The organism is Paenibacillus solani (genome assembly GCF_001277345.1).
Classification (GTDB): domain Bacteria; phylum Bacillota; class Bacilli; order Paenibacillales; family Paenibacillaceae; genus Paenibacillus_AQ; species Paenibacillus_AQ solani.
The window spans coordinates 729995-753691 of sequence record NZ_LIUT01000001.1 but is presented as its reverse complement, the minus strand read 5'-3'; the positions used below and the strand labels follow the sequence as shown (position 1 = coordinate 753691).

Genomic DNA, 23697 nt, shown 5'->3' with positions numbered 1-23697 from the left:
ACCCATTAGTTGAGTAGCCGACCTTCCACACCACCGTACGTACCGTTCGGTATACGGCGGTTCAACCGTTTAAGTGCAATTGACGTAGACGCTCGTACTGAGCAGGGAAGTCATAATACCCTGCCTGTGCGAGCTTTTCGTTTGTAACAGAGCGTTGCAGTATCGCGCTTCCGGCAATCGCCAGTAACCCAGCCGGCTGTTTCCCCATGGGTAGGCCTGCCACTCCGGCACTCCCAGCTTCTGCAGGTTCTCTACCTTCGTTCTCGGCTTCTTCCATTGCTTCCAGATGTACATGCGCATCCGCCTTCGCAGCCATTCATTCCAGCTTTGCAGGATTCGCTTCATGTCGGCTACATAGAAATAACCGATCCATCCCCGAATGTAGACCTTTACGTTCTCCATTACCTGCCTTGCATTCCTGCCTTGACTCCGACTCGTTAGCTCTTTCAGCTTCCTCTTTGCCTTTGCCAGGGATTGTCGATGTACGCGGATATACACACCGCTTCTGTTCTTTCCCAAGGCAAACCCGAGGAATTTGAAATGCTTCTGTGCCACAACGCTGACAGCCTTGCTCTTCTGCGTATTCATCTTGAGCCTCAGCTTGTTCTCCAGATACATCCGGCAGGATTCCAAAAGCCGCGTTGCCGCCCGCTTGCTTCTCGCCAGTACCACGATGTCATCTGCATATCGAATGACGATCACTCCTCGGCTTCTCATCTCCTGGTCGAATTCGTTCAGGTAAATGTTCGCCAAAAGTGGTGACAGGGGACCTCCCTGAGGAGAGCCTTCCTCCGTTTCGTGGCGTACTCCGTTTTCCATGACTCCGCTTTTCAGGTACTTTTTGATCAGGTCGGTTACGCGCTTGTCCTCGATTTGTTTGCGCAGGAGGTTCATCAGCAGCTCATGGTTCAGCGTGTCGAAGTACTTCGAGAGGTCAATTTCTACCGCGTGGCCGTATCCCTGCTCCGTGTAAGCTTTCACTTTTCGGATCGCCTGCTGCGCGCTCCGCCCTGGGCGGTAGCCGTAGCTTCCATCCGAGAAAAGCGGCTCAAATAGCGGTTGCAACTGCTGGGCGATGGCTTGCTGGATGATGCGATCCACGACCGTGGGAATGCCCAGCTTTCTTACTCCGCTTCCATCTGGTTTGGAGATTTCCTTGCGTCGTACCGGGCTCGGCTTATATCGGCCCTCCCAGATGCTTTGCAAGAGTTCGTCTCTGTTTTCCCGCAGCCACGGTAATGCCGCCTCGACCGTCATTCCGTCGATTCCCGGTGCTCCGTGATTGCGCTTGACCTGCTTGTAGGCCTTGTTCAGGTTGTCCCTGCTCAGTATCCTTTCCAGCAAGTCGATTGCACCGTCCCTTTCTCTACTCTCCCGAGTGTCGATGCTCTGCGCTCCTGCATACTCTTCGTGTTCCACACTATCCCTTTGCAGGCAGCCCTTTCGGTATTCTGCTTTCATTGCACCGGCTCTCCTTCTTGTATGTACTCAAGACTTACGATTGTTCAGCCCTTCCCGAGAAAAAAAAACTTCCCGGTAGTATGGCTTCTGCTGACTTCTCACAGCGAGCTTTACTCCGTCTTTCGGATGATTTTTTTTTCCTACTCAACGTCTGTGAGATCTCCCCGGGTAAGAGCGATAACCTTCCCCTCATCTATCTGCCACATTTACATCATGGGATTCGGGCAGTATTGGACTTTGCTTTGTCATGCAAGCTCGTCCGTCCCACCATGCCTTCTATGTGATTTCTGTTCGTCAGACCGAGGGTTTGCCTCCGGCTTCCTTCAGATTCGGCCTCACGGCCGACACCCTTGCCTTTGGCTAACAGTTCCTACTGCCAAGCCTGTAGCGGACTTTCACCGCCAAGTTATCGCCCATGCCGGGCGCACATGAAAAAGACCTCCTTCTGAACAGCCGTACGGCTGTTCAAAAGGAGGCCTTTATCTTGCAATATGTACGCGTTTATTAAGAAGACGCGTGCATTTGAGGAAAATCAGGCTGCATTTCTTCAGGGGAGAACAAATCGTCCAGCGAGCTGAGCGTGCCGTCCTCTTCTACCTGGTAGACCGACATTTTCTCTCCGTTTATGGTCAATTCGATAAAGCAACCCCAGCAATAGAACTGGTGCGAGCCGATTTTCCCAATATCTTTGGAACTACAATTTGGACATTTCATCCTACCTCACCCTATCCGTTCACAGAATTAATGGCTTTTTCCAGACGATGTTCGCTCATCGACGGTACCATTACCGCATTCTCGCCGATAGCCATTTCCGCTGTGCAAGGCAGCCATTTGCGGCCTTCAATCAAATCCGAGACAAATCCATCGGATATTTCTAGTCCTAGTATTGTATTGCCCTGTTCCTGCTCAAAATAAACATCTGATATACGTCCGAGCAGAATACCGTCCTCTGTCAGGACTTGCATCTCTTTCAGTTTGCGCTTGCCCAAAAGATAAGTAAGCGGAATATCATTGGCGTCCATCTTACGGACAGCCTCTTGGCTCCGAATCATCACGGCATCTTCTCCATACGCAGCGATATCTTCCCATGAGACGCTTTTCACATATGAGGAAAACAAAGACTTACCGTCCAATTCCAATCCGGTAATCAACCAATTCTCATCTAGTATAAAATCGTGGATTTTGCCAATTTCCTTACCGTTCTCCACGTCGAATACAGCTAGTCCGATCATTTCTTGAAGTTTCATGTTGCAGTGGACACCTCCTCATCCTCCATGGTTTGAAATCAACCGCAGGTCACAAAACTACTGTTAAGCCTGACGGATCATTTGCAAGGATGAAATGGATGAACGCATACCCCCTATTCCGCAGAAGGAGAAATCCCTAACATCTATTTACGTAACCGATTAAGGATGGTTGCAATTTTTTGGGCAGTGTACTCCATTTCTTGAGTAGTATTACCCAAACCGAAACTAAAACGAATCGCAGAGCGCAAAACAGGATTAGAAAGTTTCATGGCCTGGAGAACATGGGAGATTTCCAGAGATCCCGATGTACAAGCCGAGCCGCTTGCCGCGGCAATTCCTTCCATATCGAGGTTCATTAGCAACGTTTCCGTATTGGCACCAGGAAAGCTGATATTAAGGATGTGAGGTAGGTAATGCTCCGAATTTCCATTAAACACAAATGATTCTTCGCCAATCTCTTGACGGAGCCCTTGAAGCAGCGTCGATCTCAGCTCACGATAATGCTGGATGCGTGCCTCCATATTTTGCAAGGTCCATTCTACTGCTGCAGAAAAACCAACGATGCCCGCCATATTTTCTGTACCGGCTCGTCGTTTCTTTTCCTGAAGCCCGCCAATCATCCGCGGAGACAGACTAATTCCTCGGCGTACAACTAAAGCGCCAACGCCTTGTGGCCCATTTATCTTATGGGAAGAGAAGCTCCACATGTCTACAGGGAGATCGCGGCACTGGATCGTCTCCGAACCCAATGCTTGAACAGCATCCGTGTGAAACACGATCCCGCGGCTGCGGCAAAGCTCTCCAATGTCAGCAACAGGCTGAACAGTTCCAACTTCATTATTGCCATACATGATGGTCACAAGCACCGTGTTATCCTGAATCGCATTCTCAATGTCATTCACGGAGACTTGGCCTGTATGATCCACCGGGACGTACGTCACCTTGCAGCCCCGCCGTTCAAGCTCGTGGCAAGTATGCAGAACGGCATGATGCTCAATCGCTGAAGTAATCACATGCTTGCCTTCCGTGCCCAGCGACTCCAACAATCCCAGAATCGCCAAATTATCGCTTTCGGTGCCGCCGGCGGTAAATACCAGCTCGTCCGATTCGCATCCTAAAAGGGACGCCATTCGATCACGCGCCCCATTCACGATCTTCTTCGCTTCCCGTCCAAAAGCATGTACGCTGGAAGCATTGCCATATTGGCTTGTCATCACATTCATCATCCGCTTTGCAACCTCCGGATGTACCGGTGTTGAGGCGGCATGGTCCAAATACACTGTGCTCATGTCCGTAGCCATCCTTAAATGTAGAACATATAGTTGTCCGCAGCAGACTGTTCATGGAAGTTAATCAGATAGTCCAGCGTCGTGGAATCGAGCACCTCAGCGATACTGTCACGGATTCGAAGCCACAGATCCCGCTTCGCCGGGTCGTCTTCCTCGGTGAAATCAACAGGTGATATTGGTCCTTCCAATACACGGATCACATCCCCTGCCGTAATGGACGCAGGGTCCCGGGATAAAATATACCCCCCGTACGCACCGCGGATACTTTTAACCAGACCTGCATTCCGCAGCGGCGCGATCAGCTGCTCAAGATAGTGTTCAGACAGCTGGTTCTTCTCGGCAATGCTCTTCAGCGAGGTCGGCCCTTCGCCAAATTTGGCAGCCAGCTCCATCATAATTGTTAATCCGTATCTTCCTTTTGTCGATATTTTCAAAGGTGACACCTCTTTCGGTAATTTGTATATTGTGTCCATCCGTTACATAAAGATTTGTAGGTGGTGGGTAGCGTTAATACGGCATAAGACGCGGGTTACACACCTCGTCCTGTGCTTATCACCGTATTCCGATCATTACCCTCTGCTTATGGTAACATATCCTGAACCTCAATGGGTAATAATCAAGGCGGAAAGCCAAAAAAATGTTCACCCTGAGTGGACAAAATGAAACGTGTGAACCTTGTCCCGATATGTTAAAATACGACCATGGGCATAATTCAAAATGAAAATGGTGATAACGATGTCAAAAGCAAATCATAACACTCGTATCGTTGTCGGCATGTCGGGAGGAGTCGACTCCTCCGTTACAGCACTCCTGCTTAAACAGCAGGGCTATGAAGTGATCGGCATCTTTATGAAAAACTGGGATGATACCGATGAGCTTGGCTACTGTACAGCTGAAGCGGACGCCGAAGATGTTCGCCGCGTGTGCGAGCAGCTCGACATTCCCTACTATACCGTCAATTTCGAGAAGGAATACTTTGATAAAGTATTTTCCTATTTCCTCGATGAATATAAAGCCGGAAGAACGCCGAACCCCGATGTCATGTGCAACCGCGAGATTAAATTCGGCGAATTTTTGAACAAGGCCATGGATTTGGGAGCCGACTACGTGGCTACGGGCCATTACGCTCGCGTCATTGAGGAAGATGGACAGTACCAGCTGCTGCGCGGCGTGGACAACAACAAGGACCAAACCTACTTCCTCAATGCATTGAACCAGGAGCAGCTATCTAAAGCCATGTTCCCGATCGGGCATCTGCCGAAACCGGAGGTTCGCCGAATCGCTGAGGAAGCCGGACTGTATACGGCCAAGAAAAAAGACAGCACCGGTGTTTGCTTCATCGGCGAGCGAAATTTCAAAGAATTTCTTGGACAATACCTCCCAGCCCAATCCGGCGATATGGTGGACATTGTCTCCGGTGAAGTGAAAGGCCGCCATGACGGCTTGATGTACTACACACTCGGACAACGTCAAGGTCTCGGAATTGGCGGCTCAGGCTCGGGAGAGCCTTGGTTTGTTGCCGACAAGGATCTAACTAACAATATTCTGTACGTTGTTCAAGGCGATCATCCGAGTTTGTATTCAACCGGACTCATTGCCTCCGGAATCAACTGGATTGCAGGACAAGACGCTATGCCCAAAGACGCCTACACCTGCACCGCGAAATTCCGTTACCGTCAGCCGGACCAGGAAGTAACGATAACTCCACGTGAGGATGGAACCGTTCATGTCGCTTTTGCGAAACCGCAAAAAGCAATTACACCTGGACAAGCCGTCGTCTTCTACCAAGGGGACGAATGCCTTGGCGGAGGAACAATCGAAACAGCGGATAAAATTCCTTATTAATCCGCTATACGAAAAGAGAAGAGCACACACTTAAACACGGTAGATTCCGTAAAGTGTGTGCTCTTTTTCTACATGCTAGCGCAAAACATATTCCACCGTTACGCCCCGCTTCAAGCTGGCAGCGACATCTACTAAACGCTGATTCGAGCTGCCTCGAAAAGGCAGTGAGACATCCTTTCGCTCCTCCTCGAATTTGCCGTCCACGATGACATCGCACAGCTCTGCCAATTCGCGCAGCTTCGGCTGCCTCATCAGCGCTTCAAAGGTAAACCCCGTGTAGGCCCATATATTTTTCGCGGGACAGAGATTCCTGAGCTTGCGTACAAATGCCGTGCATTCCTCCGGCGAGAAGAACGGGTCCCCTCCACATAAGGTCAAGCCATCCAGCAAAGGGTTGTCGATGATATCCTGCAATATCGCCGCAGACATTTCCTCGGTAAAGGGCTCCCCCGCTTCGAAATCCCAGGATTCCACATTAAAGCAGCCAGCGCAGGCGTGGCGGCAGCCGCTCACGAATAGAACTGCCCGAAGCCCTTGGCCTTCATTGATGCTTTCGGGGATATATCCGCACACATTCACAGATGCTTCACCCGATCTCTGACCTCAGCCTGCTTGGCCGAATTGAAGCGCTCTGTATAATTGCCTGTTAAGTATCCCGTCACCCTCCGCAGCCGCTGGAAGTTCCCAGCCGTCTCCAAGGCACCGCATCCTGGGCATACACTGCCGATAATGCCTTCGTAATTGCATGCCGGACACCGGTCAACGGGATGGTTTACAGAGAAATAACCGATGTTCTGCTGCAAGGCAAACTGCACGATGTCCCGAAATGCAGTGGTATTCTGTCTTGCATTGCCGTCCAGCTCCACATACGATATCGCCCCTGCATTACACAGCTCATGGAAAGGAGCCTCTGCTTGAATTTTGCGGTATGCGGGCATCGGATAGTAAACGGGAATATGAAAAGAATTCGTGTAATACTCGCGGTCTGTCACACCCTCGATTACCCCGAAGGTATGCCGGTCCAGCTTCGTGAATTTTCCCGACAAACCTTCCGCCGGCGTGGCAAACAATGTGATATTGAGGTCATATCTTTCGCTGGCTTCATTGCAAAATTGACGCATATGCGAAATGATCTCGATTCCCAGGCTGCGGCTGTTCTCGTCTTCTCCGTGATGCAGTCCGGTTAATGCCTTCAGGCATTCACCCAGACCGATGAATCCTAGCGCCAGAGTACCATGCTTGATCAGTTCGCGTACCTTGTCTTCCGGGGCCAAGGCTTCGCCACCTTCCCATACGCCTTCCCTCATCATGAAATCGGATGCTTTGGCTGGTTGTTCGGCCTGCAGCTCATAGCGATGAATCAAACCCTCAACCGCGATCGTCATATATTGATCAAGCTGCTCGTAGAAGCGGCTAAGGTCCGGCAAATTCCGTTTTCCTTCGATGATGCCATGCTCGATGCCGAGACGAACCAGATTGATCGTATTAAAAGACAGGTTACCTTTGCCGCTCAGGCGGTTTCGTCCAAACCGATCTGAAATTGTCCGGGTTCTGCAGCCCATGGTGGCAATAATCGTGTTCGGATCATCAGGATTATAGTAGACCAGATTAAACGATGCATCCACGTTGACAAAATTCGGGTAGAGTCTGCGGCTGGAACACTCAACGGCTTTCAGCAACAGATCGTAATTGGGCTCTCCTTCCGCCTGGTTAACCCCTTGCTTGCATTGAAAAATATGTTGCGGGAATATCGGTGTCTCTCCTCCTCCAAGCCCCTTCATTGTTGCATCCAGCAGAGCATGGGATACCATCCGTCCCTCGGTTGATGTGCACATGCCATAGTTCAGTGAAGTGAAAGGAATCTGCCCGCCGGCCCGGCTGCTCATCGTATTGAGATTATGGATCAGGGATTCTGCAGCTTGCTTTACTTCGTTTACCGTTTCGTTATATGCGTAGTGATATATGTGCGGATATGTTTCCTTCAGCTGCTCATTGTCTATGTATAATTTGTCATCTGTAAGAACTCGTTCATTGGATCTCGGTTCTCCCTGATCCTCCTGGGCGAAGTAAACCAGCCCTTTACGAAAATGGCGCCGAAATGATTTGCCGACATACGGGGCCAGATCCCAATCGATTTTATTGCCGGAAACGCCGCCAAATTGGCTGTTCTGTTGAGATTGAAAAATGATGGCTACGAGCGCCATCGCCGTCATAATGCTCTGGGGCGGCCTTACAGACCCGTTACCGGTGTTAAATCCTTTGGCAAGCAAACGATCGAACGGGATAAATATACAGTTCGTTGTTCCCAGCGCATATTGATCAAGGTCATGTACATACACGTACCCATCCTTTACCGATTTCATGAGATCGGTCGGCAGGATGAATTTGCTTGCCATCCATTTGGCATATTCTGAACCGATCCGGCTCATTTTTCCACTGAAAGATTCTCCATTCAAGTTTGCATTCTCCCGCAGCAGGTCCAAATTTGATACGCCGATCACATCTCTGCTGATTTTATATAGCTCTCCTCGCCGCATCCGCTCCAAGTCACGAGATTCCCTGTAATGTTGATAAGTAGCCGCCACCTCGGGATAACCTGAGCTCTGCAAATGCTCGACAACGATATCCTGAATCTCCTCAACACTAACCTGCTCCATACCCTCGGTTGCATGAGCAACCTCATCTCCTATGTGCAAAGCAGCTTCCTTACGGGAAGCACCCTCAACAGCAATAAAAGCTTTATCCACCGCCTCCACAATCCGGCTTATCTCAAAACTCACCAGGCATCCGTCTCTTTTCATAACTTTCATGAAATCGATCCTCTCCTTTTACCAAATTCTAATTACTATATATAGATTCATTTCACAAATTTACATCTATATATAGTAATCTGCTGTGAGGAAAATCATAACAAGATCTTAAACTCCTCAGAAGTAGACATAAAACAGCCGAATTAAAAGAGAAATGAAACGATACGAGCGCTTTGTGGAGCGTATTCTCTATATATAAAAAAATCACTACGATCTATCCGATCGTAGTGGTTACCTGTTTGTTTGGTAAATCCATTTTGAATTAATTCTCTACAGGCGGCATCGGAGTTGGTGTCGGCTTTGCATAGCCGGTGCTGTATTTCTCGTCGATCGCAGCTCGGATATCCGTCAGCTTCATGCCCTCACTGCTCATTTTGGCCGATTCCACAGCAATGTCCAAGCACACCCCGCAGCGGGTTCCGTGATCATCCCATACTACGGTCCCGTCCTCCTGGATTTCATCAATAAAACAATTTAGGTTGCTCTCATGGCCCGCGCTGTCGCCGCAGCCGCAGTAACAAGGAATATACTTAAGGACGTCACTCACCTGGGCAGATAGGGCATAAATAGTTTGGAGCTCGCTGGTCTGGCTCTTCAAAAAGGCAGGCAGCTCATCAATCGAGGCTGTTGCCTCCTGGATATCCCCATTAGGCAGCTGCATCTGATGACCGTGTTCATGCGCTGCCTCGGTTGCCTGTCCATTTGAGACCTGCTCCTGGGCGCTTTTTCCCGAACAGCCGCTCAGCATAAGACCGACGGACAGCAGCAGGATAACAAACCGTTTCTTACCTGTTTTCATCTTTCGTTTCCTCCATTTAACTAAATTCTCGGTCATATATCCCTCGTTGCTGAACTGCTCTATTCTTCACGTCGCAAACGCTGATTGTGTGCGATCTTAGCTTCGTTCCCCTGCTCCGTCGCCTGATAGAACACCCGGCGGGAGAGCTCCTTTGGTAAATATTCCTGCTTCACATAATGGCTCGGATAATCGTGCGGGTACTTATAACCGACATGTCCCAGCTTCACCGCCCCTGAATAATGTGCATCACGCAGATGAAGGGGAACCTCCGCAGATTTCACTTCATCCATGGCGGACATCGCCCGGGATATCGCTTCCACAACCGCGTTGGACTTCGGACTTTCTACTGCGAACAGAATCGCTTGTATCACGTTCAGCTTCGCTTCCGGCCAGCCGTTGTTCCGGTATGCATCAAGCGCGCTGACTGCCTGAACCATAGCCTGCGGGTTGGCAAGTCCGATATCCTCGCTGCTTGCAGCGATGAGCCGCCGAATGAATACCATCGGGTCCATCCCTAACTTTTCAACTGCATATAAGAACCAGAACAAGGCAGCATCACTGGAACCTCGAATGCTCTTATGGAAGGCAGAAAGCACATCATATTGCGTGGACTCGTCCGCCTTGACGAGCGGCTTGCGGATTGATTCCTCAGCCACTTCAAGTGTAATATGAACCGCTCCGCTTTCATCCGGTGGCGTGGTCATGGCCGCTAATTCAAGAGCGTTCAGAGCGCGGCGGATGTCACCATTGGCCATGGTTGCAATATGCTCCAGTGCTTCGTGATCCGCTTTCAAGTTCATATAGCCCAGTCCCTTGTCTGGATCCGTCAGCGCACGCTGCATGGCGATCAAGGAATGCTCCTTGGTCAGCGGCTCTAATTGAAATAACGTCGAACGGCTCATCAAGGCCCCATTCACATAATGGAATGGATTCTCCGTTGTCGCTCCGATAAAGATGATCGTCCCGTTCTCTACCGCAGGCAGCAGCGCGTCCTGTCTTGAGCTGTTAAAGCGATGAACCTCATCCAGAAACAGGATTGTTTTGGTGCCGTACAGACTGCGGTTGCTCTGGGCTTGCTCAATGACCTCCCGGACGTCCTTAACCGAAGCTTCCACCGCATTCAGCCGAACGAAGTACCCCTTCGTTTGCTGTGAGATAATATGTGCAAGCGTCGTTTTGCCGCATCCAGGTGGCCCGTACAACAGAATAGAGGAGACCTGATCCGCTTCGATTGCTCGCCGAAGGAGCTTTCCCGGTCCGATAATATGTTCTTGTCCTATATATTCATCCAGCGAGGAAGGCCGCATCCGGTCGGCCAACAGCCTTGAATCCCGGTCGGCTTCCCGTCCGTAACTGAATAAGTCCATTTAGCTACACTTCCTTGTCTGATATCTATGTTAAGCAAGCCGTTACAATCCAATCATCCACTCCCTATCATATCATAATCGATTTCTGAACGCCTGCAGGAGCCCTATTCGCTGCTTGGTTTAACATGATAACCAACTTTTTATTACCCGGAGCGTTATAGATTATAAGAAATTATATAGCATCGTTACTTTAGGAGAGTGACTATGACGACTCGCAAGAAGTCCAAACGTAATTTATTTAACGGGGCTGCCCATATGGGAATCAGTTTACTTACACTCTATACCTATGTTTATCAACACAAGCTTTTTAAGGATATCTATGGGCCAGATTACCTCGAAGATGAGAAGCTACCGATAAACCTTCTCTATGCACTCCTCATCCTGCAGTTCCTGCTCGGCCTGTATGCCTTCGTCCGTTCATCCATTATTCTCTATGAGTATAAGCAGGGCATTCGAAATGAGGAAGACGATGAGGTGTTGTTATAAGTCGTATCATTCCACTACAACACGAAGGAAGGCTATTGATTTGAAACGGAAATCTAAGCGGAAATTGATTCTATACATCAGCTTAGCAGCTGCACTTTCCATCCTCGCCGTTTGGACCTTGATCCGATTCATCGAAAATTTAGGCTCCTCCTACCAAATGCTTGGTTAATCTTCCCACAACAAAAAGACCCGCAGGGGGGTACACATGTCATGTGAATCCCTGCGGGATGTTCAATTTTTTCTATAGACATTCAAGAGTCTAACAGCAGTTGCAGTCGCATTAGCATTTATTTAAATCTATAATTTCGCTTTGTGTATATAAAAACAATAGTGAAATAGATTATCACTATAATCAAAAGTATTGTGCTTGGAAAATTTAAATTGAAATCAATTATTATTGAATAGAATAGAACACCAACACTATATAAAATTAATTTTCCATATATGAAGAGTGTTAATAAGTATGAAAATTCCCTTCTGAACCAAATGCCTAATCCACTTAGCACTATTAAAAAACCAATTACAATAAACAAATAGTTAAAGTTAGTATGCAGTTCATTATTAAGTAATAGCAGCTCATCTCCTCTGAGTATATTTCCTATGCCCGTTATTAAGTAGAATACTCCTTGTACGATCATTAAAACTGAGATGATCCTCATCATATAACCTCCATTGCTCATGAACTATAAGGAGAAGATATTTCTGGAGCTTCTTAGCATTTATATACATTTCACATCAAATGTCCCTTAAATATACCAATAGGTAATATATATGTAAATGATTTCAAACCGCTAATATCGTATAGTGATCATCTCGGCGATCCGTACCGGATGCTGGGATAGAATGCTTGCCCTTAGGGTTTTGAACAGGTCAAAGTGAAACCCCTGCCTGTATGGAAGTAGCCCCTGAAGAAGCGGTGCATACAATGACCGCAAACTTCAGGGGCTTTCCCTGCTCTCGTATCCGTATTTACTTATGTTATATGCTACCAAACAATCAATTTATATTTGTCCATTTCTTGCTGTATCCATTTGCTCACGGCCAGCCGATCGCTGTTATATCCTGTGCTTCGACCGTCACATAAGAAGGACGCTCTTCACCATGCAGCAGCCACAGCTCATGCAGTGCCCGCGTACATCCTACATACATTAGCTTGGCATCCCAAGCTTTCTCCGCATAGTGCTCCGTATCTGCATCCGCAACAATGACCGCATCGAATTCAAGGCCTTTAGACAAATAGACCGGCAGCACCGAATATCCGCCCTGGTATGTCCCTTCACTGCCATCAATCAGGTTCAGTTCAGGCCACTTCTCTCGCAGTACACCGTGCAGCTCCTCCGCCTCGCGCAGGGTCCGCGTCAGAATTGAAACGGTACGATAATCCTTCGCCATCAGAGACTCCATCGCCCGCTCTAGATCCTTCACCCTGGATTCGCTGGAGCCGTAAGGGATCAGACGGACCGCATCCCCGCTCCGGAATACCGGAACTGCAAGCAGATCGCTGCTAACACCTTTTTCCAGAATGCCGTTGGCAAATTCAATGATCTCCATGGTAGACCGATAGCTTCGCGTCAGGGCAAAATAGGCAGTCTCCCCTTCTTGGAACAAGGAGCTCATTTCTTCCCATGCATGAACGCCGCGATAAGCATGAATACCCTGTGACAGATCACCAAGAATGGTAAAGGAGTGACCTCTAACGAACAAATCCAGCACAGCAACCTGAAACGGGGAGAAATCCTGTGCCTCATCAATGACGATATGGTCAAACCGCTGCTCGCCCGTAATATCATTAAGCAGGCAGTGGAAATACAGCAGCGCAGGCAGATCCTCTTCCCGAACGATATTTTTCTTCAGATCCTTTCGCGTGGCGAGAAGCACATCTGCCGGAATTTCTGCAGACAGCTCCTCTACCCAAGCCCCGGCTGCCTTGGACGCTCCAAACAGCTGTTTATACAGGGCGAGCGGCTCGAATTTTGGCCAACGGTTACCGTACGCTTTTTCCCGCTGGGCCGCTTTCTTCTTCCGTTCCTTCATCACAGCCCCTGTAGAGACTTTCTTCAGCTCCATTTCAATCCATCGATGAAGCCGGGCAAGCAGCCGCTCCCTCCGTTTGGCAAGCGGATACGGCTTGTATTCCTGTTCGAACCACTCAGCTATCGTTTCCCGCTTTAGGACTGCCCCATCCCAAGGCGTAAAATCCTCATCCGGAAGGGCATTGCCTTCCATGCGTTCAACGAAACGGCGGACAAGCCTCATCAAATGTAAGGAGCCTTTATATCGTCCGCTAACATGATCGTCAATATCCGGTGTTCCCTGACCTGGTTCCGTCTCAAACCATCGGTGAAGTGTCTCGGCATGATCTCCTCGGTACAGCTCGATGCCAAGCAGCTCCGCCGCCCAATCACTAAAAGTTCGCTGCTGGATATCGCCAACTCCGAGCTCTGGCAGCACATCGGATATGTAATCCAGAAACATCAGGTTCGGTGCAAAAATAATCATTTTCTCCGCATGAACCTGCTCCTTGTACTGATACAGCAAATAAGCCAGCCGATGAAGCGCTACCGTCGTTTTACCGCTTCCCGCAACACCCTGGATGATCAGTGCCGTGTTCTTCGCTGCCCGAATAATTTTATCCTGCTCCGCCTGAATCGTTGAGACAATATCACGCAGGCGGTTATCCTTGTTCTCCCCGAGACGGTAAACCAGAAACTCGTCGGATACGGCAGGTCCGCCACTTTCCCGATTGTATGTGTCCGATACCCGCTCCAGGATTTGCTTGCGGATCACGACGTTACGTTTTAAGTACACGAGCCCTTCGATGATGCCCTCGGGTGCTTCGAATGATGCAGGATCGGTACCGCCCGTAAATGAATAAAATAAACTCGCAACCGGAGCCCGCCAATCAATCACCATCGGGTGATCCCCGGCGTCTTCCTTATCGAAGCCAATTTTTCCAATGTAGAGCGGTTTCTTTGCTCCGGTTCCATTTTCCTGAAAATCCAGCCTTCCGAAGTAAGGCTCCGGCAAACTTTTGGCAAGGGCCTGGCGTTTCTCTTCCCGACCAGCTTCAAGCACCTGCTCCGTAAAATCATGACCCGTATAAACTGGAATCCCGCGCAAACGTTCAAGCTGACGGTCAATTTCAACGATAACCTCGTTTAATCTTGACTCTTCTTCTTGATAGGCACTTTGAAAAGATTCTGACACTTTCAGTTACCTCCTAAGAAACATATTTTTTCGCATCGAAAGTCTGGCTTTAGGACCGTGACACAAAAAGGAGTTCCATTGTAGCACAACCGGCAGGGATATACTAGCGTAGTTCTGTTACAGGGAATTTATCGTCCTGTTTTCTATTTTTCGCTCCTGAAGGCAGTAAAAACGCAGCATCCCATTCATCATGAGACACTGCGTTTGAATAAGCTTCTAAACCTTGCCAAAGGTTTTGTAAGTCCAGCCTTATGAATTGTCTATCGTACTCACACTGACAAGTATGGCTGGGTGCCTCCTTACAATGTGACGCCGCCTTTTTCGAGCAGTTCTTTCACCGCCACACTGACCATAATCAGACCGGCCACAGGCGGAACGAACGCATTGCTTGCCGGCGGCTGCTTCGCTTTCCGGATTTCCGGAGCATTCTCAGGCACGATCTTCTCTGTAACATCTTGGCGGGGCTTCATCGGTTCTTCCAGGGAGAACACGACCTTGACCCCTTTTTTGATGCCGTCTTTGCGCAGTTTGGTACGTACGACACGGGCAATCGGATCCATCGAGGTTTTGGAGATGTCGGCAACCTGGAACTTCGTCGGATCCATTTTGTTGGCCGCCCCCATGCTGGAGATGATGGGAATATTGCGCCGCAAGCATTCCTTAATCAGATGGACTTTATAGATAATCGTATCCGATGCATCAATGACATAATCCAGCTCGTACTTAAACAGCTCTTCATACGTTTCTTCGGTATAGAACATGTTCAGGGCGATCGCATCGCATTCCGGATTTATCAATTTAACACGTTCAACCATCAGGTCTGCTTTCTTCTGACCTACCGTTGTCGTTAAGGCGTGGATCTGCCGGTTGATGTTTGTGATATCCACCACGTCTTTGTCAATCAGAATGATACGACCTATTCCCGAGCGGGCGAGAGCTTCCACCGCAATGCCCCCTACCCCTCCGATACCCAGCACAGCTACCGTGCTGTTCTTCATCACATCGAGTCCTTCAGGACCGATAGCTAGTTCTGTTCGAGAAAATTGGTGCAGCATAATTCAAGCAACCTCCTTTATCAAGAACCACGGACTTATTTCTCGTCGCCCGGCTTCTTGGCGAGTTTGATATGCAGCTGCTCCAACTGTCCTCCGTCTACTTGGGAAGGAGCATCCATCAACAGATCCGTTGCGCTTGCTGTTTTCGGGAACGCAATGGTTTCACGCAAGTTGGTGCGGCCCGCAAGCAGCATCACCAAACGGTCCAACCCGAAGGCGATTCCGCCGTGCGGAGGCGTTCCGTATTCGAAAGCGTCCATAAGGTAGCCGAACTTGTCGTGCGCCACTTCAGGAGACAGGCCGAGTGCCGCAAACATTTTCTCTTGAATGTCGCGTTTGTAAATCCGCATGGAGCCGCCGCCCACTTCATATCCGTTCAGCACTATGTCATAAGCTTGAGCACGCACGGCAAGCGGGTCGGTATCCATCAATTCCAGGTCCTCGTCTCTTGGACGGGTGAACGGGTGGTGCTCGGCCACATAACGCTTGGCCTCTTCGTCATAGCTGAGCAGCGGGAAGTCCAGCACCCATGCAAACTTGTATTCGTTGTCGTTAATCAGTCCAAGCTGGCGTCCGATTTTCAAACGAAGCGCGCCTAGTACATCGGCTACCACTTTTTTATTATCCGCAGAGAAGAGCAGCAAGTCGCCGTCTTCGGCTCCTGTACGTTCTCTTACTGCTTCAATTTCCTGCTCGCTGAAGAATTTAACGATAGGTCCCTTGAATTCGCCTTCTTTCACTTGAATCCAAGCAAGACCTTTTGCTCCATAACGGGCTGCATATGGTCCTAAATCGTCAATTTCTTTACGTGTCCAAGTGCCGCAGCCTTTAGCATTCAAGCACTTTACTTCTCCGCCCTTTTCGATGACGGAAGAGAATACTTTGACACCGCTGCTTGCAACGATATCGTTCATCTCGATCAGTTCCATACCAAAGCGGAGATCCGGCTTATCCGATCCGTATTTGCCCATAGCATCAGCATAACTGATCCGCTGGAACGGTGTTGCAAGCTCAACGCCAATCGTTTCCTTGAACAGCTTCACCATCAGCTGCTCCATCATGTTCAGCAGGTCGTCGCGGTCCATGAAAGACGTCTCGATGTCGACCTGGGTAAACTCAGGCTGACGGTCAGCCCGCAGATCCTCGTCACGGAAGCAGCGAGCGATTTGGTAGTAACGCTCAAGTCCGCTCACCATAAGAAGCTGCTTGTAGATTTGCGGAGATTGCGGAAGCGCAAAGAATTCGCCTGCGTGTACACGACTAGGTACAAGATAATCGCGCGCACCTTCCGGGGAGCTCTTGGTCAGAATCGGCGTTTCCACATCTACAAAACCCTCCTCATCGAGGAAGTCACGGAAAATTTTCGATGCTTTTGAACGCAGCATCAGCGTTTTTTGCATTTCTGGACGACGCAGGTCCAAATATCGATATTTCAAACGAAGCTGCTCATCCACTTCCACACCGTCTTCAATAAAGAACGGAGGTGTTTTCGCTGCATTCAGCACTTCGATGCTCGTCACTTGAACTTCAATTTCACCTGTCGGCAGATTCGGGTTGAACGTTTCAGGATCACGCTTGACGATTTTACCTGTTACGGCTATCACAAATTCGCTTCGAACCTTATCGGCAACAGCTAATGCTTCGCCCGAGAAGTCCGGGTTAAATACGATTTGCATAATGCCGCTGCGATCACGAAGATCGATGAACAGCACGCCCCCTAAATCGCGGCGGGTTTGTACCCATCCATTCAGTGTTACAGTTTCTCCAATATTCGCGGTTGTCAGATGACCGCAATGATGCGTCCTTTTCATCGGTTATCATTCCCCTTTAGTTTAATTAAGCCGCTTAATGCGACGTTTTAACAAATTCCTGAACCAGGCTATCCAATTTCACCGTGCGCTGCTCGCCGGTCTCCATCGATTTCAGCGCTATTTCGCCGCGCTCTAGTTCGTCATCACCCAGGATGGCGGTATAACGAGCATGCAGGCGGTCTGCGGATTTCATCTGAGCCTTCATTTTGCGGCCAAGATAATCACGGTCCGCCGCCACGCCATGACTCCGCAGCTCGTAGATCAATTTTGTCAATTTCTGCTCTGCTGCTTCGCCCAGCGCCACCAGATACACATCCAGCGGCTTCGCTGAAGTCAGGTTGATGCCTTGGTGTTCCAGAATCAATTGGATACGCTCCAGACCAATTCCGAATCCGATCCCAGGCTGCTCCGGTCCGCCAATCTGATCGACCAGTCCGTTGAACCGTCCACCTCCACCTACCGTATCAATCGCACCAATGCCCTGCGCTTTAAACTCGAATGCGGTATGGGTGTAATAGTCTAGTCCCCGAACCAACCTCGGATTGATTTCATACTCAATGCCCATGGCATCAAGATACCCTTTGACTTTATCGAAATGCGTGCTGCACTCCTCATCCAGGCTGTCCAGGATTGAAGGCGCATTTACGAACTTCTCTTGATCCTTCTTGCAATCCAGCACTCTAAGCGGGTTACGTTCCATACGCGACTGGCAATCCGAGCAAAGGTTGTCCCTCATCGGTTCGAGAAAGGCAAGCAATGTACTCCGGTATGCTGCACGTACTTCTGGGGTTCCTACGGAGTTAATCTCAGCCTTTACCCCGCTCAGTCCAAGCTCCTTGTAGAAGCTGTACCCGAGCGCGATGACCTCGGCATCTATTGCCGGATCAGTAGTTCCAAATACCTCGACACCGAACTGATGGAACTGGCGGTAACGACCTGCCTGCGGCCGCTCGTAACGGAACATTGGACCCATATAGAACAGCTTCGTTACATCAGGCTCTCCGTACAGCTTGTTTTGCACGTAAGCCCGTACAACACCTGCTGTCCCCTCAGGACGAAGAGTCATGCTGCGATCTCCTTTGTCCTTAAAGGTATACATTTCCTTCTCGACGATGTCGGTCGTTTCGCCGACCCCTCGTTCGAACAATTCGGTCTGTTCAAAAATCGGTGTGCGAATCTCACGGTAGTTATATCTGCGGCACAAATCTCGTGCCTTTTCCTCGATAAACTGCCATTTCTCGACGGCTCCTGGCAGGATGTCCTGCGTGCCCGTCGGTTTCTCGAATTTCTCGCTAGCCATCTTCATCCCTCCACGTTCTAAGACATCTTCACCTTGCTGTGTTTAAATTAATTATGGAAAAACTCCGGGGAGTCATTTCGCAAAAAGCTGGAAAACCAAAAAATCTCCCGCCCCGCTGTCCTAAGACAAACAGGGACGAGAGATATCAAATTATCACCCGTGGTACCACCCACATTCCGGCGCTGACACACCTAATCGTGCATCAATCATCCGCTTCATCCGTTTAACGCCCGGCCGCGCAGTTCGGCTACTGTCTATCCCACCGATATACCGGTGCTTGCTTCGCCGTCTGTTCTCGGGGAGGTCATTCGTCCACTCATCAAGCGAATCCTTACAGCCAAGGGATTCTTCTCTGGTCTTGTGGGGATGGAGTACTTGTTCCCGTCTTCAAATCTAATATTATCCTCTAGTATATCCAAAACATTATAATTTTAGATTCTAAAGAACTACTGCACTAAAGTCAAGAAACTTTGTAGAAAATACTCGGAAAAAGAAAAAAACCTACAATCACGATTGTAGGTCCAAAACATATATTATATAAAAAAGGGGGTCATGCTGTTATTATAAACAGGAAATATTAAAGAAAGATTGAACAAACATTACAGTTTTATTACAAGCGAGAAAACGCTTTTATTATAGACCATTTTAAAGGGACTGCTCCGCATTGGAGCAGTCCTTTCGTAGTGTGGAGAGTACACCCTCATCGAGCATCCTCTTTATCTATTAAAAAGTTCATTCACACAAATGATGGCATTAATCCAAACGCTCCACATATCCGTTATTGGCTCGCAAATCATGCACGATCTGCTCGTAGTCCTCATCTCTCACCTTTACGGTCAGGGTGTAATTCAGGTCATCATAGTCTCCGTCGGCAACATCGGCTTCACGCCATCCATCACGATGTGCGTCGTTGCCGTCTGGGCGATCCGAGTCTACATCAAGGCTTGTATCTCTGGCACCTACGATAACTCCCGGGGCTCCTACAACTCCTCCTGGAGCTCCCATGCCATTAACTCCTGATGTCGCGCCTCCTGTGCCTGAATTACTCCAAGGCACCAGCGGGACAAGGATTTGTCCTCCGTTTCGTACTGGATCCTGCAGTTCTCCTACCTCCAGCTGTTCCGTGTTGTAGGTGAGCAGTTTTGTCCTTGCGCCTTCCGCCTCATCTTCTGTTCGGAAATAAGCTTGAATTTGTCTAGACATGTCCATTCCTCCTATTCTTCAACTCATTTGTTTGAAAGAGCTAGTACTAACATGGACAACCCATAATGCAATATTCTGTTACAAAGCCTTCAACAGCTCGCGCACGAATGCAGGTTCATCTTTCGGAGTACGGGAAGTGATAAAGTTACGATCAACGACCACTTCCTCATCCTTGAAGGTGGCGCCTGCATTTACCATATCATCCTGAAGTGGAGGATATGAGGTAATTGTACGCCCTTTTAGCAGATTGGCACTTGCAAGAATTTGCGGCCCGTGACATATAGCAGCAACCGGTTTGCCTGCCTTGTCTGCTGATGTTACAAACTGCAATATATGGGAATCCAGACGTAGGTTTTCCGGTGAAGAACCGCCTGGTATAACCACCGCATCATAGTCGTTTATATCGATATCGGCAATCGCTTTATCCGTTGTGTAGGAAGCTTTGCCCTGCTTGCCTTTTACCTCTTGTCCTTGTTTTAATCCAATAATATCAGCTTGATGCCCTGCTTCCTTCACGGCATCATAAGGAGTCTTCATCTCGGAATCTTCGAATTGATCAGCTAGTAGAAATGCTACCTTGCCCATAGTGGCATGTCTCCTTTCGTGATTGTCCTCAAGTTGTTATTACCCGGTAATTCCTCTTTTATAACAGTCGCCTTTAAGAGCAGCTGCTGGGATTGCCCCCCAATACAGACAAAAGAGCCCGGAAGATCACAGGCTCTTTGTACGGCTTATGCTGTTACTTATAAAGCGAGTCAGGATCTCGGCAGCTGTTTCCGCGTATTTCCCTTAATACAGACGAACTGAGCGGAATCCTCAGGGACACTTACCATACGCTCTATACTAGCGGTTTCCTTTATATCCCCGGATCCGACCATCACTGGTAAACTGCTCCATAGCGAGCTTTTGGGGGATTGACGCATTACGGACACTCCTTGCTTCTGTGTGAATACAAACTAGCAAAACCAAGTTGCAATTACTCACACAGGATGCCCCATCATCTCAATATGATGCATATCGATTCCTCGTTCAAGCGTTTTATGACCTGCTGTCTATAATGAGTGTTACCGGCCCCCAGTTGGTTAACGATACATCCATCATGGCTCCAAACACACCCGTTTCAACCTGCAACCCTTTAGCCAACAGCTCACGGTTAAACAATTCATACAGGGCATTCGCTTCCTCCGGCTTTGCAGCAGCCATAAAGTTTGGCCGTTTTCCTTTGCGGGTGTCTCCATAAAGAGTGAATTGGGATACCGACAGAATGGCTCCGCCCACATCCTGAACGCTGAAATTCATCTTTCCTTCCTCATCCTCGAAGATCCTTAACCCTGCCACCTTCTCAGCCAGGTACTTGGCATCCTTCTCTTCGTCTTCATGTGTTACGCCAACCAGCACCATCAATCCCGCTTCAATCTTGCCGACAATTTCATTATCGACCGAAACCTGCGCATTCTTGCATCTTTGAACAACCACTCTCATAGGGTTTAACTCCTTTAATATAAAAAGATAAAACGGCCTGTCTCCCGCAGGATAACAGACCGCATTCATAACATCTTAGAAGGACCTGCATGGAGTCCAGCAGCACAGAGATTCAAGCGAACCTCCCTTATCTGCTATCACTGCATAATTCGGTGAACGGTATATACATCCTTCACCCGCTTGATGCGTTCTACTACAGATTGGAGATGATCCGTATTGCGAATTAAGATTGTCATGTGGATCATCGCCATTTTGTTCTTATCAGATCGACCGGTTACAGCCGATATATTGGTCTTGCTCTCAGATACGGCCTGAAGGACTTCGTTTAATAGTCCGTTACGATCGTGACCTGTTACCTCAATATCGACACTGTAGTTAGCTTCAATGGCAGATTCCCATTCAACCTCAATAACACGTGCTGCATCCTCGCCTTCATCCGAAGTCGGCAAATTCGCGCAGTCGGAGCGATGCACCGATACGCCGCGGCCACGTGTCACGTACCCGACAATATCATCACCAGGTACGGGATTACAGCATCTTGCAAAACGGACAAGCAGATTATCAATCCCTTTTACGCGAACTCCGTTGGTCGGACGGCTGCGTTTCTCAGCTGGCTTGATCTCTTTCATCTCGGAAGTCAATTCAAGCTGATTCGCTTCCTCCTGCTCTTTACGGAGCTTCTCGGTTACTTTGGTGCAGATTTGCGCAGCAGTAATCCCGCCAAAGCCAACCGCGGATAACATATCCTCGATATCATTGAATGCGAACTTCTTGGCCGCTTCAATTAATTTATCATCCGTGGTCCACTCGGATACGTCCAGACCGAGCCGCTTGATTTCGCGTTCCAGCATCTCGCGGCCCTTCTCCACATTTTCTTCCCGCTTCTCTTTCTTGAACCATTGCTTGATTTTACTGCGGGCATGCGAAGACTGGGCAATCTTCAACCAATCCTGACTCGGACCATATGAATGTTTTGATGTTAATATTTCCACAATATCGCCAGTCTTGAGCTGATGGTCCAGCGGAACAATTCTGCCATTGACTTTGGCACCAATCGTGCGGTTTCCAACTTCCGTATGGATTCGGTAAGCAAAATCGAGCGGAACAGAACCAGAAGGAAGCTCGATCACTTCCCCTTTTGGTGTAAATACAAATACTAAATCCGAAAAAAAGTCCATTTTCAGCGATTCTACAAATTCTGAGGCATCTTTCGTTTCATGCTGAAGCTCCAATATTTCTCTGAAAAACGTCATCTTATTGTCGAAGCTTCCGCCGTTCCCAGCGGAGCCTTCTTTATATGACCAGTGAGCCGCGATACCGAATTCAGCCGTTCGGTGCATCTCCCAGGTCCGAATCTGTACCTCAGTCGGCTCACCGTTCGGTCCCACCACTGTCGTATGAAGGGATTGGTACATATTCGTTTTCGGCATCGCGATATAATCTTTGAAACGGCCGGGCATCGGCTTCCATAGGGTATGAATGATGCCAAGCGTAGCATAACAATCCTTGATATTGTCGACAATAATCCGGATTGCAAGGAGATCGTATATTTCGTTAAATTGCTTGTTCTTGACCGTCATTTTTTTAAACACACTGTAAATATGCTTGGGTCTGCCCGACAAGTCGGCTTGAATACCCATCTCGTCAAGTTTCTCGCGAATACAGACAATGACATTATCGATATACTGTTCCCGTTCAGCGCGCTTCTTGTGCATCAGATTCGCTATACGATAGTACTGCTGCGGGTTCAAGTAACGAAGCGCAATATCCTCCATTTCCCATTTAATAGCGGAAATACCAAGGCGGTGTGCAATAGGACAGAATATCTCCAGTGTTTCATAGGAAATACGGCGCTGACTTTCTTCAGACTGGTACTTCAATGTGCGCATATTATGAAGCCGGTCCGCCAGCTTAATCACGATCACACGGATATCCCTTGCCATCGCGATAAACATTTTTCGATAATTTTCGTTTTGTTGTTCTTCTTTGGACCGGAACTGGATTCGTTCCAATTTCGTTAGACCATCCACCAGCATGGCGCAGGTATCCCCGAAGCGATCGCGTATTTCGTCAAGTGACACGGTAGTGTCCTCTACGACATCATGAAGCAATGCAGCAATAATGGACAACGTGTCCATCTGCATGTTCACCACGATCTCTGCAACCGCAAGTGGATGAAGGATATAAGGTTCTCCCGATTTCCGCACTTGTCCATGGTGGGCTTGCTCCGCAAATTCGTACGCTTCCTGAATACGAAGAAGATCGGGTTCTTTTATATAGGCGCTGGCCTTTTCGAGTAATCGCTCTATGCCCATTTGGAGTCCTTCTCTTCCCT

19 protein-coding genes are annotated in these 23697 nt (G+C 48.7%); 2 read left to right on the top strand and 17 right to left on the bottom strand.

Going from position 1 to position 23697, the window contains the following annotated elements; translation table 11 throughout:
• Nucleotides 1-69: 69 nt before the first annotated feature.
• The 5 genes from ltrA to cymR all read right to left on the bottom strand — a co-directional run bounded on the left by ltrA (nucleotide 70) and on the right by cymR (nucleotide 4431).
• Nucleotides 70-1461: a group II intron reverse transcriptase/maturase gene (gene ltrA / locus AM231_RS03305; protein ID WP_207383526.1), complete on the bottom strand. Its 1392-nt coding sequence runs from the start codon at nucleotides 1459-1461 to the stop codon at nucleotides 70-72.
• Between the two features lie 504 nt (nucleotides 1462-1965).
• A complete protein-coding gene (locus AM231_RS03300; RefSeq protein ID WP_053489262.1) occupies nucleotides 1966-2175 on the bottom strand; it encodes a hypothetical protein in 210 nt (69 codons plus the stop codon).
• Between the two features lie 11 nt (nucleotides 2176-2186).
• Complete coding sequence (locus tag AM231_RS03295; RefSeq protein WP_053489263.1) at nucleotides 2187-2708, bottom strand: PRC-barrel domain-containing protein; 522 nt, start codon at nucleotides 2706-2708, stop codon at nucleotides 2187-2189.
• 143 nt (nucleotides 2709-2851) lie between these two features.
• Entirely contained in the window at nucleotides 2852-3997 is a 1146-nt protein-coding gene (locus tag AM231_RS03290; protein WP_054401326.1) for a cysteine desulfurase family protein, read from the bottom strand.
• A 14-nt stretch (nucleotides 3998-4011) separates the two neighbouring features.
• Nucleotides 4012-4431 carry a cysteine metabolism transcriptional regulator CymR gene (gene cymR, locus AM231_RS03285; protein WP_053489334.1) on the bottom strand — a complete coding sequence of 140 codons (420 nt, stop codon included), beginning with the start codon at nucleotides 4429-4431 and terminating at the stop codon, nucleotides 4012-4014.
• Between the two features lie 301 nt (nucleotides 4432-4732).
• On the opposite strand from cymR, the gene mnmA reads away from it, so the two are divergent.
• On the top strand, nucleotides 4733-5842 hold the full coding sequence (gene mnmA, locus AM231_RS03280) for a tRNA 2-thiouridine(34) synthase MnmA (RefSeq protein WP_053489335.1): 1110 nt from the start codon (nucleotides 4733-4735) through the stop codon (nucleotides 5840-5842).
• A gap of 75 nt (nucleotides 5843-5917) precedes the next feature.
• Here mnmA and nrdG read toward each other — a convergent pair whose 3' ends face one another.
• The 4 genes from nrdG to AM231_RS03260 form a co-directional block, all read right to left on the bottom strand.
• Entirely contained in the window at nucleotides 5918-6421 is a 504-nt protein-coding gene (gene nrdG, locus AM231_RS03275) for an anaerobic ribonucleoside-triphosphate reductase activating protein (RefSeq protein ID WP_054401325.1), read from the bottom strand.
• Nucleotides 6418-8652 carry an anaerobic ribonucleoside triphosphate reductase gene (locus AM231_RS03270; protein ID WP_082341534.1) on the bottom strand — a complete coding sequence of 745 codons (2235 nt, stop codon included), beginning with the start codon at nucleotides 8650-8652 and terminating at the stop codon, nucleotides 6418-6420. The genes nrdG and AM231_RS03270 overlap by 4 nt, the downstream gene beginning before the upstream one ends.
• 262 nt (nucleotides 8653-8914) lie before the next feature.
• The gene (locus AM231_RS03265; protein ID WP_054401324.1) at nucleotides 8915-9451 is read right to left on the bottom strand and encodes a PCYCGC motif-containing (lipo)protein; all 537 of its coding nucleotides are present in this window, start codon (nucleotides 9449-9451) and stop codon (nucleotides 8915-8917) included.
• 59 nt (nucleotides 9452-9510) lie between these two features.
• Nucleotides 9511-10818, bottom strand: coding sequence for a replication-associated recombination protein A (locus AM231_RS03260; RefSeq protein ID WP_054401323.1), 1308 nt, complete (start codon nucleotides 10816-10818; stop codon nucleotides 9511-9513).
• A gap of 204 nt (nucleotides 10819-11022) precedes the next feature.
• On the opposite strand from AM231_RS03260, the gene AM231_RS03255 reads away from it, so the two are divergent.
• Nucleotides 11023-11304, top strand: a complete 282-nt coding sequence (locus AM231_RS03255; protein WP_054401322.1) for a hypothetical protein — start codon at nucleotides 11023-11025, stop codon at nucleotides 11302-11304.
• Between the two features lie 1035 nt (nucleotides 11305-12339).
• Here AM231_RS03255 and AM231_RS03245 read toward each other — a convergent pair.
• From AM231_RS03245 to AM231_RS03210, 8 genes are all read right to left on the bottom strand, one after another.
• Nucleotides 12340-14511, bottom strand: a complete 2172-nt coding sequence (locus AM231_RS03245; RefSeq protein WP_054401320.1) for a HelD family protein — start codon at nucleotides 14509-14511, stop codon at nucleotides 12340-12342.
• Nucleotides 14512-14810: 299 nt separating this feature from the next.
• Nucleotides 14811-15566, bottom strand: a complete 756-nt coding sequence (locus tag AM231_RS03240) for a tRNA threonylcarbamoyladenosine dehydratase (protein ID WP_054401319.1) — start codon at nucleotides 15564-15566, stop codon at nucleotides 14811-14813.
• A gap of 35 nt (nucleotides 15567-15601) precedes the next feature.
• Entirely contained in the window at nucleotides 15602-17377 is a 1776-nt protein-coding gene (gene aspS, locus AM231_RS03235; protein ID WP_054401318.1) for an aspartate--tRNA ligase, read from the bottom strand.
• Nucleotides 17378-17411: 34 nt separating this feature from the next.
• Entirely contained in the window at nucleotides 17412-18677 is a 1266-nt protein-coding gene (gene hisS, locus AM231_RS03230; RefSeq protein ID WP_054401317.1) for a histidine--tRNA ligase, read from the bottom strand.
• 753 nt (nucleotides 18678-19430) lie between these two features.
• Complete coding sequence (locus tag AM231_RS03225) at nucleotides 19431-19880, bottom strand: hypothetical protein (protein ID WP_054401316.1); 450 nt, start codon at nucleotides 19878-19880, stop codon at nucleotides 19431-19433.
• Nucleotides 19881-19958: 78 nt separating this feature from the next.
• A complete protein-coding gene (locus AM231_RS03220) occupies nucleotides 19959-20465 on the bottom strand; it encodes a type 1 glutamine amidotransferase domain-containing protein (protein WP_053489345.1) in 507 nt (168 codons plus the stop codon).
• Between the two features lie 453 nt (nucleotides 20466-20918).
• Nucleotides 20919-21362: a D-aminoacyl-tRNA deacylase gene (dtd, locus tag AM231_RS03215; protein WP_054401315.1), complete on the bottom strand. Its 444-nt coding sequence runs from the start codon at nucleotides 21360-21362 to the stop codon at nucleotides 20919-20921.
• Nucleotides 21363-21499: 137 nt separating this feature from the next.
• Nucleotides 21500-23677 carry a RelA/SpoT family protein gene (locus AM231_RS03210; protein WP_053489347.1) on the bottom strand — a complete coding sequence of 726 codons (2178 nt, stop codon included), beginning with the start codon at nucleotides 23675-23677 and terminating at the stop codon, nucleotides 21500-21502.
• Nucleotides 23678-23697 lie beyond the last annotated feature (20 nt).

Bases quoted from the DNA above. Each gene is read 5' to 3' on its own strand.
- ltrA (WP_207383526.1), bottom strand. From the start codon at position 1,461: ATGAAAGCAGAATACCGAAAGGGCTGCCTGCAAAGGGATAGTGTGGAA.
- AM231_RS03300 (WP_053489262.1), bottom strand. From the start codon at position 2,175: ATGAAATGTCCAAATTGTAGTTCCAAAGATATTGGGAAAATCGGCTCG.
- AM231_RS03295 (WP_053489263.1), bottom strand. From the start codon at position 2,708: ATGAAACTTCAAGAAATGATCGGACTAGCTGTATTCGACGTGGAGAAC.
- AM231_RS03290 (WP_054401326.1), bottom strand. From the start codon at position 3,997: ATGAGCACAGTGTATTTGGACCATGCCGCCTCAACACCGGTACATCCG.
- mnmA (WP_053489335.1), top strand. From the start codon at position 4,733: ATGTCAAAAGCAAATCATAACACTCGTATCGTTGTCGGCATGTCGGGA.
- AM231_RS03270 (WP_082341534.1), bottom strand. From the start codon at position 8,652: ATGAAAGTTATGAAAAGAGACGGATGCCTGGTGAGTTTTGAGATAAGC.
- AM231_RS03265 (WP_054401324.1), bottom strand. From the start codon at position 9,451: ATGAAAACAGGTAAGAAACGGTTTGTTATCCTGCTGCTGTCCGTCGGT.
- AM231_RS03260 (WP_054401323.1), bottom strand. From the start codon at position 10,818: ATGGACTTATTCAGTTACGGACGGGAAGCCGACCGGGATTCAAGGCTG.
- AM231_RS03255 (WP_054401322.1), top strand. From the start codon at position 11,023: ATGACGACTCGCAAGAAGTCCAAACGTAATTTATTTAACGGGGCTGCC.
- AM231_RS03240 (WP_054401319.1), bottom strand. From the start codon at position 15,566: ATGCTGCACCAATTTTCTCGAACAGAACTAGCTATCGGTCCTGAAGGA.
- aspS (WP_054401318.1), bottom strand. From the start codon at position 17,377: ATGAAAAGGACGCATCATTGCGGTCATCTGACAACCGCGAATATTGGA.
- hisS (WP_054401317.1), bottom strand. From the start codon at position 18,677: ATGGCTAGCGAGAAATTCGAGAAACCGACGGGCACGCAGGACATCCTG.
- AM231_RS03225 (WP_054401316.1), bottom strand. From the start codon at position 19,880: ATGTCTAGACAAATTCAAGCTTATTTCCGAACAGAAGATGAGGCGGAA.
- AM231_RS03220 (WP_053489345.1), bottom strand. From the start codon at position 20,465: ATGGGCAAGGTAGCATTTCTACTAGCTGATCAATTCGAAGATTCCGAG.
- dtd (WP_054401315.1), bottom strand. From the start codon at position 21,362: ATGAGAGTGGTTGTTCAAAGATGCAAGAATGCGCAGGTTTCGGTCGAT.
- AM231_RS03210 (WP_053489347.1), bottom strand. From the start codon at position 23,677: ATGGGCATAGAGCGATTACTCGAAAAGGCCAGCGCCTATATAAAAGAA.